We start from the raw sequence: 13,451 nt of genomic DNA on the forward strand, positions 1-13,451 counted from the left end.
TTTTTTTACGCTTCCGCCATGCAATATCTCTACTCCGTGATCCTGAACGAATGGAAGGCGACGGGTCAGACGATCCTTGCCGTTCTATTTTTTGGCGTTTCCGGGATAATCGGTTCGGTCGTCGGCGGGTGGGTAATGGACACACTCGGTGGGAGCGCCTTGTACAAGATGATGGCGCTGCTGTCCGCTGCGGGTGTGATCCTGGCGATGGTGATCCGGAGAAATCGGCGAATGATGACAATGCGTTGAACATGGCAGCCGCTCATAAATTGCGGGCAATCCCCATTTTTTTGCGGGGCAAAAACAGGATCTCCCTCTATAATTGTGTTAGATAAGCTGTGACGGATGCCAAGACAGGACAAGATGGAGGAGATGGAAAGTATGGACACATCCCGTGAAGATAGCCTGACGCAGACGGCCAAGGAAGACATCGGGCGGCCTGACGAAAGGTACAAAATTATCGCTGAAAACACTTCTGACACGATTGTTTTGGTCGATCATCAAGCAGTTGTCCGTTATGTATCGCCCTCCCTGCAGCTCATTTCGGGCTACCGGATCGAAGAGTATGAAGGACTGGATGCTTTTGACATCATTCATCCCGATGACAGGCAGCGAGTCCGCTCTTTATATGTCCAGGCGATTCACTCAAAGAAACCGGTAGACACCGAGTACCGAATTGTTCACGCAAAGGGCCATGTGGTCCACGTAGAAGCCCGGGTAAAACCTGTTCAGGGCAGCGACGGAAATGTGCTGTATGTTGTAGCGGTCGTCAGGGATGTGACCAAACGGAAAAAGACAGAGGAACTCTTGGAAAATATTCTGGACAATGTCAACGCCGCTGTCTGGTCGGCGGACAAAGATTTTAACCGGTACACGTTTTGTTCCGAGAGTATTAAGAAGATTTCCGGAATACCGAGGGAAGAAATCTTGTTTCACCCCATTCGCTTACACGACCATATTCACCCGGAGGACAGCGCGATACTCATGGGGGAAGTAAAGGCGAAGCTCGATCTGGGCATCCCGGTCAGTCAGGAATTTCGCTTTATCCATGTAGAGGGCGAGACCAGGTGGGGCAGGCTCATCGTCCATCCCACTGTCGATCATGCCGGGGCGATTGAACGGTTGGACGGCATTATTCTGGATATTACGGAAAAGAAGCGTTCCGAGCTGGCATTGGAAGAGAGCGAGCAGAGGTACAAGTCTTTGTTTGAAAACAACCTGGACGGGGTATTCTCCATCGAATTGAACCATTTCTATTTCGTTAATGCCAATCGTGCCTTTGAGAAGATCACCGGTATAACCTTGAACCAACTGCCGGACCGCTGCTTTCTGGGACTGATCTACGATGAGGACCATGCTGCGGTATATGAAACGCTTTTCCAGGTGATCCAGCAGAGGGAGTCGCGTGATCTTGAATGCCGCCTGGCATACCCCAGGCCGGGCGAGAAAATCGTCAGCATCACGTTTGTGCCGATCTTTCTTTCAGGAAAATTAAACGGCATTCATGGAATCGTGAAGGATATTACAAAACGGAAAAATGACGAGAGGGAGCTGATCAAAAGCGAAGAAAGGTATAAAGCCTTGCAGCAAAGTTTAAATCGTTTCTCTTCCGACTTGGCCAATGTCATGAAGGTATCCGATTTGGAGAATCGGCTGATCGAAGAAGTGAAGGCAGTGCTGCAGGTTACGAGCGCATCAATCGAAGAAGTGCCGAAGAGACAAGAGCCGGCCGCGGGAGACGGGCGAGAGATCTGGATTCAAATCGGCGAAAAGCAGCAGCCAATCTACCTGCGGATCAAAGCAGAACAGCCACTGCTGAAGATTGAGATCGAATGGCTTGAGACGGCCGTGCGTTACGTTACCATTCTGTACGATAATCTCCACCTGCTCGAGGATCTGATGAAGCGGCTTGAAGATACGGTCGCGAAGAATGAAACACCCAGATGGATGCTGCGGCTGCTGTTCAAGCTGTCCGAGAAGGAGCGGTCATCGCTGTCCAGCGACCTGCATGATTCCGTGCTGCAGGACCTGATCATCTGGTATCGCAAACTGGAATCGTTACGATCCTCTCGCCATTTCGAAAGCGACACGGCAGCGGAATTGATTCAAATCGAAGAGGGATTACTGGATGCCATTCACCAGATCCGCATTACCTGCAATGAGCTTCGTCCGCCGTTTTTGCTCAAAATGGGTCTGGTGGAATCGTTGAAAAGCCTTTTTGCTTATACGCGAATGTTCTCCAATTATGAAATTGAATTTTCTGCCGAGCAGCTTGACACCGCTTTAAACGAAGAGCAGATTCTCGGCGTGTATCGAATTGTTCAAGAGCTGCTGAACAATGCATCGAAACATTCCAAGGCCAGGAAAGTGACGATGGCGCTAATCGGTACAAAAGATCAGCTTTCTTTTTCCTATTCGGACGATGGGATTGGCATGGATCTATCCGCTTTGGCGGGCTCATTTCAGCATATGGGGATTGCCGGGATTGAAAAAAGAGTGCTGAGTCTCGAAGGCAGGGTGGAATTCCACTCCGCCCCCGGGCAGGGGTTTCACGTTGCGATTCAATTCCCCCATACTATATCGTAAAGGTGAATGCTATGGAAATCTTATTGGTTGATGATCATCGCTCGGTCGTGGAAGGAACGAAAATGCTGATCGAATCCGAGCCGGACATGAATGTTACGATCGAGACGGATGTCTATTGTGTCCGTGACCTGGTTCGCCTAAAAAAATTTGACGTCATTCTGTTTGATTTGTACATGCCCAATATAAACGGCGCCGATTTGGCTCGCCAGGTGCTTGAGTATGTACCGGATGCTGTGATTTTGATCTATTCAGGTTTCGAGATCGCACCCCATTTCAACTTGCTGATGGAATCGGGTGTCTCCGGCTTTATCGCCAAAACATCCACCAGGGAACAACTGATCCAAGCCATCCGCTGTGCGGCACGAAAAGAGGCAATCGTTCCCATGCATCTGCTCAAACAGCTGAGGCGTCAGGAAATTGTTGTCCAGGGGAGTCACGAAGCGACGACAATCACCCGGGAAGAAGAAAAACTGCTGCGTGAATTGGCCAAAGGCAAGAGCAACAAAGAAATATCAAAAGAGTTGATGATCAGCCAGCGTTCCCTGGAATACAGCTTGACGGAGCTGTTCCAAAAGCTGCATGTCAGTTCGCGGGTCGAGGTCATCAAAAAAGCCAAGAGCCTCGGGATTCTCCCGGCAGAGGATCTATACTAACACGTGTCTCTCGATAAACGCATATCGTCTTGTTTTCCCTCCAGGTACGCGGTTTGGCAGAACTGTGCGGCTGGAGGGATTTTTTTGCAGGTCCTGACATCTTTTGCGTGCAGAGCGCAATCTTTTGCGTGTCTGTGTTCAATGTTTGCGCGTTTCCTTGTCTTTTTACCCAGTAAAATGAGATCAGAAAATAAAGCAAAGGAGTTCGATTCACATGTTGCGTTTTTTATTGCGGTCCGCGGTTTATGTACTGAGTCTCATTCTGGTTGCGGGAGGAGTCGGTGCGTTCGGATATCTAAGTTCCCAGAAACAATTTTGGCTCTCGGTTCGCAATGAGCCCATCCCATCTTTACAAGGTGTGGAAAAACCGGTACACGACCCGAATAAACCTACGGTTGCTGTGCTGTTGGGGAATGAGAATACGGAAGGGTTGGATTTCACGATTCCGTATCAAATCTTTTCCATGACCGGTGCCTATAATGTGTATGCCGTTGCCGCCGACAATCAAGTGAAGTCGCTGACAGGCGGGCTGGACGTCGTGCCTCACTACTCGTTTGCAGAACTGGATGCAGTGCTGGGCAAAAGTCCCGATATCATCACAATTCCTTACATGACCATGTTTGACGCCAAATCCTTTCAACCAGTCCGGGAATGGATCCTGAAACATAAGGAAACTACTTTAGTGAGCATTTGTGCCGGAGCGGATAACCTCGCCGCTACAGGGCTGCTGGACGGCAAGCTCGGAGCAACGCACTGGCAAACCATGCCCGTCCTGACAAGGAAATATCCTGAAGTGAACTGGACACAGGATCAACGGTATGTTGTAAATGATGGCGGCAAGATGGTCTCCTCGGCAGGGATCTCATCAGGAATTGACGCAGTTCTCCACGTCATCTCAGAGCAGCTTGGCGAACCGATGGCAGAAAAAATCGCGAAAGAATTGAACTATCCTTCTTATCCATTCGTGAAAAATCCAAAGGTAGAACCCTTTCAGCTCGACTTTCGCTATTCCACCTATATGCTGAACAACGCTTTTCATTGGAACAAAACAGAGGCAGGCGTGCTGCTGTATAACGGTGTGGAGGAAATGGCGGTGGCTTCCGTATTTGACATCTATTCAGACAGCGGAACGACAAGGGTCCATTCCATTTCCAGCACGGATCAGCCGATCGTAACAAAACATGGGCTGACCCTGCTACCCCGGTATACGATGTCCAATCTTCCCAAGCTGGATAAAATGATTGTCCCTGGCACCCAGGCTAAGACACTGGCAGCGAGTGAAATCAAAACCTGGGGCGAAAAGGGGAACGGGAAGGAACTTCAATTCGTACACAGTGACCCGAATCGGTTTCTCTTCGAACTGCAGCTTGAAGATTTAGCCAAGCAAGAGGACATCTTAACCGCGGCGCATGCGGTTAAGCGACTGGAATTTCGCGCAAATGACTTTCAGCTTGAGGGCAAGCCGTTTCCGCTTGAAACGTATGGAGAATTGCTGCTTACCTTGGCCGGATCTCTGCTGATCGCGTTTTTTATCGACAGACGATTCATTTCAAAGCGAAAAGGAACCGCCCGCTCATGCCCGCTGCACAGATGATCGCTACGATTTCAAACGTCTCTTTTCACGGAACATTTCCGCGTCAGCAAGTTTGATCAGCTCTTCCGGTGCGGTCTCCATGCGTGAATGGTACTGAAACAGTCCCTGACTGACCGAAATGGGATAAGGTTTGTCGTGGCGGATACTGGCCTGGGAAAAATCTCTTTGCAATTGGGTTATTTAAAACCCCGACTGGATCGATAGGTTTGGGGAGCGCATAGACACCTGAGGATATGGCGATGTGTCCCCCGGCGCGTCATGGAAGATTTGCGGCGTGTCCGAGAATGGGCCAAAAAAAATGAAATGCACTTCGCGATGTTTCACGCATACTTTTTACATCTGTGGCGCCCTCACTTGGGCGCCTTCGTATTGGGAGCGACGTGCAGCATTGCCCCCGTGTCTTTCCCGGCCGTCGCCGGTGACTGCCATAGGCCGCAGCAGCAAGATGGTTCTTTATTACCATATTCTTAATCAATTATATTTATTTTTTCGGGACTATTTCCCCTGTTACAAAAATTGGAATATGATTATTATGGTTAGGTATGAAAATTGTTACAAATCTTAGGAGGAAGTTGGCATTGAAAAAATTTACACTCACATTATTAGGGGCAATCTTGGCACTAGGACTCACAGCATGTGGCGATAAAGGAGCCGCAGGAACGAACACAAACCAACAGGGGGAAACACAGACAGAAAAGGCAATCACCGTGGATGAACTGCTCGCCAAGTCTGCGGAAGCCAGCCAGAAGCTGAATAGCTTTGCCATGGAAGCGAACATCAACCAGAACATCACAATGGCACAAGGCGATCAAAAGCAAGAGCAAAAGATCGACATTGCAATGAAGGCGGATATGAACAAAGAGCCGTTCGGCATGTACCAGGAAATGAAGATGTCCATGCCGGGCCAAGGCGAGCAGGACATCAAGCAGTACATCACAAAGGTAGCGATTTACACGCAAGTTGAAGGAAAATGGGTGAAGCTTCCGGACGAAATGAACGGCAGCATGATCCAGGCGCTGGAAGAGTCCGCAAAACCAGAGAAGCAGTTGGAGCAGTTCAAGTCGATCGCCAAAGACATGAAAGTGTCGGAAGACGGCGACAAGTACGTGATGACTGGCGATCTATCCGGCGACGGACTCAAAGACCTGGCTAAATCGCTTATGAGCCAAGCAGGCAGCGGCGAAGATCAGCAGGCCCTGGCTATGATCGAGAAAATGAATATCAAGAACATAAAAGTCACCTATGCGGTCAACAAAGATTCCTTCCTGCCGGTTCAGTCGGACATCGACATGGTGATGGAAATGGAAGAAGGAGGTCAGAAGATCTCCATGGATATTGCGATGAAGAGCTCGTTCTCCAAGTATAACGAAGTTGGCGAGATCAAGGTGCCTCAAGAGGTCGTAGACAGCGCACAGTAATCTACGCGTTCAACCGTCGAATCCATCATCAGGATTCGGCGGTTTTTTATGTCCGATCATTGCACATCGTTTTGAAGCCGCCGGAATGATCGGCTGCATTTACCTCTGAGAAGAGTCGCTCCGGCGGCTCTTTTTTTGTTTCCATGTCTAGTCTAACGAACAACCGGCAAGACAAAACATGAGAAGAAGTTTTATATAATGAGACGATAGATGCCAAACTATTTTCGGTTTGTTTACGAATCTACCTATGAGCCGCAAAAACGTTGGGGAAATGTGGGGTGAACGATGGATAGCGAACAACGTTGGATTAGAAGAATCAAGCGAAGCATCAAAGATCCGGCAGCAAATCAACTCGTCTCGAAATACTACAAAGAAATGTACGCCTTCATTTATAAACAAACGCCGAGTTGTCGCTTGATCTCACACAGGAAATTTTTATTAGCGTTCTCAGGTCCATTAAGAGCTACGACAGCAGCAAGGCGTCCTTTCGAACCTGGATATACAAGCTGGCCTCCAATCGGCTCGTCGACTATTACAGGTCGAAGCATTACAAGTATGCACAAATCGTCGAACCCATTGATGATTACGAATGGAACGATGGGTACGATCTAGCCGTTTCGCTGGAGTATAAAGAAGATTTCGCCCGGATCGCTTCGCTTGTCAATCAATTGGACACAGGATCGCAGCAAATTATGCGGCTGAAGCTGTTCGGAGAATACACGCTGCAGGAAATCGCCGCAAGCGAGGCGATTCCGCTCTCTACGGTGAAAACGAGATACTATGCGGCATTGAAATGGATTAGGAAAAATTTGGAGGAGGATCGCCATGGATAAAGAAACATTTCGCATCCCTCTGCCGGACGATCGAACCATTCAGGCCGAAATTCGGCAAATTGTCTGTACCGCCGCGAAACAGCAGGAAAAGGAATCATTCCTGTCTTATTTGCAGGCCATGTACCGGCAGATCGGCATCAGACATTTGTTCTACGACCGCTTGGAGCTTGCTCTCATCCTGATTATCGTGTCTGCCCTGCTGGGTCTCATCTTTTTTGGACCGAAACCGGACCGGGTAAACGCCCCTGATGTTTACGCATTTCTCTTTCTCACTTCGCCGATTTTCTTTCTCGTTTGTTCGGTTTACACCTATTCCAAGAAAATCTGGAATGCTACGTACGAAGTGGAGATGGCGTGCAAATTTAATGTATACCAGGTGATTGCCTTTCGGATGCTGGCGTTCAGCGTGGTTTCTGTTTTGGTCAATACAGCGATGATATTCTTCATTACCGAAGCCTATCAAGAAATTCAATTTAACCGGGCGTTTATGATTTCGAATACGGCGCTGTTTACGTTTTCCCTTCTCTTCTTGTACGCCATGATGAAACGGCGTTCGGCCCTTGTCGCAGCGATGGTGGTTGTGGCGTGGGTGCTGGGAAATCTGGGTTTGCGATTTGCGGGCAAGATGCTGTACATCGACATTCTTCAGGGCATGCCGCTCATCGTCTATGCCATCGTCCTCGCAGGCAGCCTTTCTTGTTACTTGAGGCACGTAAACAAGTTGATCCATGCAAACTACTCGGAAGGAGCTTTGTAAGATGATCGTCGTCAAAGATGTAAGCAAACAATACGGTTCTTTTTCCGCTTTAAACCGGATCAATCTGGAATTTTCAAACGGGGTATACGGGCTGCTCGCTCCAAATGGCGCCGGGAAAACGACACTGATCAAGATGATGGCGACATTAATATCGCCAAGTCAAGGGGAGATTCTGTATAACGGCAGAAACATCTTCGACATGGGTGAAGAATATCGCAGCCTGCTCGGCTATTTGCCGCAGCAATTCGGTTTTTACAAAAACTACTCACCGAAACAATTTTGGCATATTTAGCCGCTTTAAAAGGGATCGGAAAAAAGGAGACCGACCGACTTATCCCGGAACTGCTGGAAAGAGTAGCGTTAAGCGATGTGATTCATAAAAAAATGAAAAAGTTTTCCGGTGGGATGATCCAGCGCGTCGGGATCGCACAAGCGCTTTTAAACGATCCGAAAATCCTCATTCTCGACGAACCGACGGCAGGGCTGGACCCCAAGGAACGGGCCAGATTCCGGCAATTGCTCACAGAACTGGCGCGGAACAGACTCGTCATTGTTTCCACTCATATCGTTTCAGATATCGAGTCGATCGCCAACGAAGTGATCATGATCAAGAACCGGCAGGTCTTATGCAAAGACACGGTTAAAAATATTTGCGCTTCGCTTGAGGGGCGTGTTTACGAAGCGTCGATCAGCTATGAACAGATAGATTCGTTCCGCAAGCAGTACGTCGTCCTTGCCGAAAAACAGGAGGGAGGCATGATGAACGTCCGCTTTGTCCATCATGGCCAAAGGGATAACGAGTGGCGTGCAGTCGCACCTCATTTGGAGGATGTCTTCTTATACGAATACCGTGACGAAAGGCAAGCAGAAGTGTGAGCGCGATGAGAGTTATTTTTCATGAATGTAAAAAAGTGTTCAGCTCGCCGCTTCTGATCGCGCTGATTGTGCTGTTCTCCGCCTTCAATCTGTTTATCATCTGGAACGAGTCTTATCGTCTTGATGAACTGAAAGTAGCGAACGAACTCGCGGAAACGTACGGACTCCAGATTACCGACAAGTCGCTGCGTCAATTCGAAGAAGATGTGAAAACCGACCTGGCCGGATTGCACGGTGCCCCCGCGCCAGTCGATTTGCAGCGAAAGGGCATGTATTTGCAGATGGCCAAAAGCATCGACAGCAAATACGACGAGATCGATTGGAACAAAATTGGGGAACGGGAGGTTCATAAGTACAAGCTGAGCGGCTCTGCCGCGGAGATACTAAAAAAAGCATACAACAAGTTATCCCGGCGCTTCGAAGAAATAAAAGAAACGGATGAGCATAAAACCTGGTTTTTCTCCGGGAAACCGTACAGGATGTACGGTTTCCTGTTTGCATCGCTGTTCAGGCCGATCATTTTTGAGACACTGATGCTCATTGTTCTCGCCACGGCTTTGATCACCAATTATGAGTTTGAAAACAAAACATGCCTTGTAGCTTACTCCACTCGAAGAGGCCGGTCGTTGATGAAAGACAAGCTGGCGGCTTCGTTACTGACGACAGCCGGAATTGTAACGGTTATCTTGGCTCTTACACTGGGGGTTTATTTTGCCGTTTTCGACTACTCGCACTTGTGGGGCAGCGCGATCAGCAGTGCGTTTAACTGGGAATACAGCATGGATGACCTTCCGTATGTTTCGTGGTGGAATCTGTCGTTTGCAGAGTACTTGCTTTGCAGCATCTTGCTGTTGTATGTATGCATGCTGCTGTTTTCAGCCATTTCCTTTGCGATCTCGGTTTTGGTAAAAAACAGTTACTACACTTTCTTTCTCTTCGCCGCATTTTTCATCATCGCTTTGCTCACACCGGGGTTCGCATCGGTATCTTCGGCGCTGATTTTCATCACCGTGCATAATTTGTCGGTCCTCTGCATGAATCCTCATATGTGGTTTATGGGAAATGGCGGGTTGACGATGTTCAAAAATTATGAATTGGTCACGGCCGGCGTGTGGACGGTCATCACGAGCACCTTGTGCCTATATGCTTTGAGCAGGTTTAAAAAACAAGAACTGTATTAAGGAGAGGCGTCATGCGAATTTTATGGATCGAAATCAGGAAAATATTGAACGGGAAAATACTCCTCTTGCTTTGCCTTGCGAATCTTTTATTTTACTTTCTGTTTATTGAGCATCCGGCCACCAAAGTGACACAAGGAAGACCGTGGCTGGATGATTTTCGCATTGGTGCCGAAATGGTTCAAAAATACGGAAGCGATATGGAGGAGCAGAAATTTGCCGATTTTAAAAAGACGTATGAAGCGCAAATCAAAGAAGCGGATCAGTATTTACAGTCAAGAGCGGAATTTGCGACGGCAGGCATTCGCTCTTACGAAGATTTCGTGAATGTGGATCAAGACAACCAGGAGCAATGGGTTCTTCATGACAGGGTGATGTTTCAGGAAAAGGTGGATATGTTCTGGGAGCTTCAAGAGAGAAAAAGATTGATCGAAGACTGGTATGACAGCCGGGTCGCATGGCTGGATCGTGCCGCTGAAAATGCCGAAAATACCAGGCAAAAGGCGCGCTTGAAGGAATTGAAGCAAGCCGGGCACTATCAGGTTTATCCCGGGTTTATTCTTGATCACTACAAAAGCTTCATCTCATGTGTCGCCATTGCCGTTGTTCTAAGCGTCGTGCTGACGCTGTCGCCGATTTTTATCAAGGATCGCTTAAGGCCATTGCTCGATTTGCAGTACACGACGAAAAAAGGGCGGAATCTGTATAAGACCAAAGCGGCGGCAGGTCTGATTTCCGCTTTCGTTGTGATCGTCTCCGTACTGATCGTCTATTTTGGCATCTATGTAGGAAACATCAATCAAAACGTACTGCGCGGCAGCAACCTGTCGGTGTTTTTCCAGGTGCCGATCCATACGTTCACCGGTGCATACCATTGGTTCGATCCTACGTTCTTGCAGTACATTGTCCTAACTGTCATGGCCGTTTGCGTTCTCGGTTTGGTTTTCGCCTTGCTCGCGATATCTTTTTCAAGCGTGATGTCCAATTACGTTTCCTTAATCGGAATTCAAATTCCGCCCGTTTTCGCAGTGCTTTTTTTCGGGTTGTCTTATTTGGTAGGCGATATGATCGACATCAGGGTGGCCCAATGGGCAGCGCCGGCATCGTACAGTCTGGCGGTTGTTGCCAGCGCAGCTTTTCTGATTCTGATGTGGAGGCGGGAGAAGCAGCGGGACATTGTCTTGTAAGGAGAGGCGTTTGTTTCAAATTTAAAAACGTAATTTCGGCACCTCCTTCAGGACGGATGGTGCCGTCCACATACAGGCGAATGGGATCCTTTGGCGTTTGGGCAGTCTGGAGATCCAACCAGTCGGCGAGCTGCAGCGGGTAAAGCTGGCGGTAGAGCTGGAGAGCAAAGGAAGTGAGAGGAAATGCCAAGAAGAAGACAGGCAGCCTCCTAAAATAGCAGTCAAGGAACCGATGCCTTCTGCTGAACTGCCAAAGGATGTACCCGAGATGAAGGATGAAAAGGAAATTGCTTCCCCAAACTAAGCTGACCCGTCCCATCTAAGAGGGACGTTTTTTGTAGAAAAAGGGATGTTTCCTTACCCGACCACCTGCTATTGATACCTTGTTGTGTCTTTTTTGGTCGCAATCGGGTATCATCGTAACTAACATGTGGATATGGCATAACCCATTGGCAGCAGCAAACACTAAACAATCAAACATACATACAGAAGGAAAGGAGATACGATGACAACGCGAAAAGAAATAACCGAAACAGGGTGGAACTTTGACAACAGCTACGCACGGCTGCCGAAATCATTTTTCAGCAGCGTCAACCCCACTCCGGTACGCTCGCCGAAGTTGATCATTCTCAATGAGCCGTTGGCAGCATCCCTGGGGTTGAGCGTACAGGCGCTGCAAAGCGAAGAGGGGGTGGAGGTGCTTGCCGGCAACCGGATTCCCGAAGGTGCTTCGCCGCTTGCCCAAGCTTATGCGGGGCATCAATTCGGGCATTTTACCATGTTGGGCGACGGCCGGGCCCTGCTGCTTGGCGAGCAGATCACTCCCCAGGGTCAGCGGGTTGATATTCAACTCAAGGGATCCGGTAAAACGCCATACTCTCGCGGGGGCGATGGGCGAGCGGCACTTGGACCGATGCTGCGCGAATACATCATCAGTGAAGCAATGCATGCGCTTGGGATAGCCACTACCCGCAGCCTGGCGGTGGTGGCGACCGGTGAGGCAGTCATCCGCGAAACCGACTTGCCTGGTGCCGTTCTGACCCGTGTGGCTGCCAGCCATCTGCGCGTCGGCACCTTCCAATACGTCGCAAACTGGGGCACTTCCAGTGATCTCCAGATCTTGGCGGATTACGCCTTGCAGCGCCATTTTCCAGACGTTGGCGCTGATGAGAACCGCTATCTTTCGCTGCTTCAGGAAGTGATCAAGCGTCAGGCGGCGCTGATTGCCAAATGGCAGCTGGTTGGCTTTATTCACGGGGTGATGAACACCGACAACATGGCCATTAGCGGGGAAACCATTGATTACGGTCCTTGTGCCTTCATGGATGTCTATGACCCGGCAACGGTATTTAGCTCCATTGACATTCAAGGCCGCTATGCCTACGGCAATCAGCCGTATATCGCTGGCTGGAACCTCGCGCGATTTGCCGAAGCCCTTTTGCCGCTGCTGCATGCCGATCAGGATCAGGCTGTCAAACTGGCCCAGGACGCGATTTCCGAGTTTGCCGGGTTGTATCACCGGAATTGGCTCTCGGGAATGAGAACGAAGCTGGGAATTTGCAATGAAGAGGTACAGGACGAATCCCTGGTGAAAGACCTCCTCGACATGATGCAGAAATACCGTGCGGACTATACCAATACCTTCCTCGCATTGACGTTTGATACGCCGGAGGATACGGTCCTGTTTGGCACCCCGGAATTTGCCGAGTGGCATGAGCGGTGGCAGGCAAGATTGGGCAGGCAGCAGGAATCGAAAGCCGCCTCGCATCAGTTGATGCGCACCAGCAATCCGGCGGTGATCCCTCGGAACCACCGGGTGGAAGAGGCTCTGGAGAGCGCAGTGACACATGGGGACTACAGCGTGATGGAGCGGCTTCTTGATGTTCTGTCAAGACCCTACGCGCACTCCCCCGAACAGGCCGAATACTCCACGCCGCCTGCGCCATCGAACCGCCCTTACCGAACCTTTTGCGGTACCTGATGCAGCATGAGACCCAAGAATCGAGCAATTATCCCGGAGCGGTACAGGATTCGCTCCGGGTCATTTCATTTCACCGGAATACCCAGCATGTTTCGGCTTTTTTCCCCATGTCTCAATCTGTGGGATCATGCAGAGATTCCCCCTTATTTTTTGGCGTATACCCATATACGTATGTCCAATGCAAACCAAACGAAAGGACATAGGGTGCAGGTAACGAATGTTCCAAAAAATCCGGCGGGCCAACACGGGCGCATGAAAAGGGGGAGGTATGAAGTGGTGGAAATGTCAACGCCTCAGTGGCGGAACAGCTTTGTACGAACGTGATGGAACCCATTCCTCTTTTTTTGTACCGAATGCCGGGCAGACGAGTTGGAATGGCAACTCCAAA

General features: G+C 49.4%; 12 protein-coding genes and 1 pseudogene. All 13 read left to right on the top strand.

Annotated features, from left to right (window positions below):
• A pseudogene (locus tag HGBM_RS02390) lies at positions 1 to 249 on the top strand (MFS transporter); the annotation flags it as partial.
• Between the two features lie 132 nt (positions 250 to 381).
• Positions 382 to 2,586 carry a sensor histidine kinase gene (locus HGBM_RS02395; RefSeq protein ID WP_019119506.1) on the top strand — a complete coding sequence of 735 codons (2,205 nt, stop codon included), beginning with the start codon at positions 382 to 384 and terminating at the stop codon, positions 2,584 to 2,586.
• A gap of 11 nt (positions 2,587 to 2,597) precedes the next feature.
• Positions 2,598 to 3,239 (top strand): response regulator transcription factor, encoded by a 642-nt coding sequence (locus tag HGBM_RS02400; protein ID WP_019119507.1) that lies wholly within the window; start codon positions 2,598 to 2,600, stop codon positions 3,237 to 3,239.
• A gap of 214 nt (positions 3,240 to 3,453) precedes the next feature.
• Positions 3,454 to 4,833 carry a DJ-1/PfpI family protein gene (locus HGBM_RS02405; RefSeq protein WP_019119508.1) on the top strand — a complete coding sequence of 460 codons (1,380 nt, stop codon included), beginning with the start codon at positions 3,454 to 3,456 and terminating at the stop codon, positions 4,831 to 4,833.
• Positions 4,834 to 5,411: 578 nt separating this feature from the next.
• Positions 5,412 to 6,251 (top strand): DUF6612 family protein, encoded by an 840-nt coding sequence (locus tag HGBM_RS02410; protein ID WP_019119509.1) that lies wholly within the window; start codon positions 5,412 to 5,414, stop codon positions 6,249 to 6,251.
• Between the two features lie 407 nt (positions 6,252 to 6,658).
• Complete coding sequence (locus HGBM_RS26335; protein ID WP_019119510.1) at positions 6,659 to 7,084, top strand: RNA polymerase sigma factor; 426 nt, start codon at positions 6,659 to 6,661, stop codon at positions 7,082 to 7,084.
• Positions 7,077 to 7,841 carry a hypothetical protein gene (locus tag HGBM_RS02420; protein ID WP_019119511.1) on the top strand — a complete coding sequence of 255 codons (765 nt, stop codon included), beginning with the start codon at positions 7,077 to 7,079 and terminating at the stop codon, positions 7,839 to 7,841. The genes HGBM_RS26335 and HGBM_RS02420 overlap by 8 nt, the downstream gene beginning before the upstream one ends.
• Before the next feature lies 1 nt (position 7,842).
• Positions 7,843 to 8,133, top strand: a complete 291-nt coding sequence (locus HGBM_RS31020) for an ATP-binding cassette domain-containing protein (protein WP_173391372.1) — start codon at positions 7,843 to 7,845, stop codon at positions 8,131 to 8,133.
• 77 nt (positions 8,134 to 8,210) lie between these two features.
• Positions 8,211 to 8,717, top strand: a complete 507-nt coding sequence (locus tag HGBM_RS26340; protein ID WP_280990808.1) for an ATP-binding cassette domain-containing protein — start codon at positions 8,211 to 8,213, stop codon at positions 8,715 to 8,717.
• 5 nt (positions 8,718 to 8,722) lie between these two features.
• Entirely contained in the window at positions 8,723 to 9,898 is a 1,176-nt protein-coding gene (locus HGBM_RS02430) for a hypothetical protein (protein WP_019119512.1), read from the top strand.
• An 11-nt stretch (positions 9,899 to 9,909) separates the two neighbouring features.
• Complete coding sequence (locus HGBM_RS02435) at positions 9,910 to 11,082, top strand: hypothetical protein (RefSeq protein ID WP_019119513.1); 1,173 nt, start codon at positions 9,910 to 9,912, stop codon at positions 11,080 to 11,082.
• Between the two features lie 97 nt (positions 11,083 to 11,179).
• A complete protein-coding gene (locus HGBM_RS02440; protein ID WP_019119514.1) occupies positions 11,180 to 11,386 on the top strand; it encodes a hypothetical protein in 207 nt (68 codons plus the stop codon).
• A 201-nt stretch (positions 11,387 to 11,587) separates the two neighbouring features.
• Complete coding sequence (locus tag HGBM_RS02445; RefSeq protein WP_019119515.1) at positions 11,588 to 13,063, top strand: protein adenylyltransferase SelO; 1,476 nt, start codon at positions 11,588 to 11,590, stop codon at positions 13,061 to 13,063.
• Positions 13,064 to 13,451: the final 388 nt, after the last annotated feature.

Source organism: Brevibacillus massiliensis (assembly GCF_000311785.1).
Taxonomy (GTDB): Bacteria; Bacillota; Bacilli; order Brevibacillales; family Brevibacillaceae; genus Brevibacillus_C; species Brevibacillus_C massiliensis.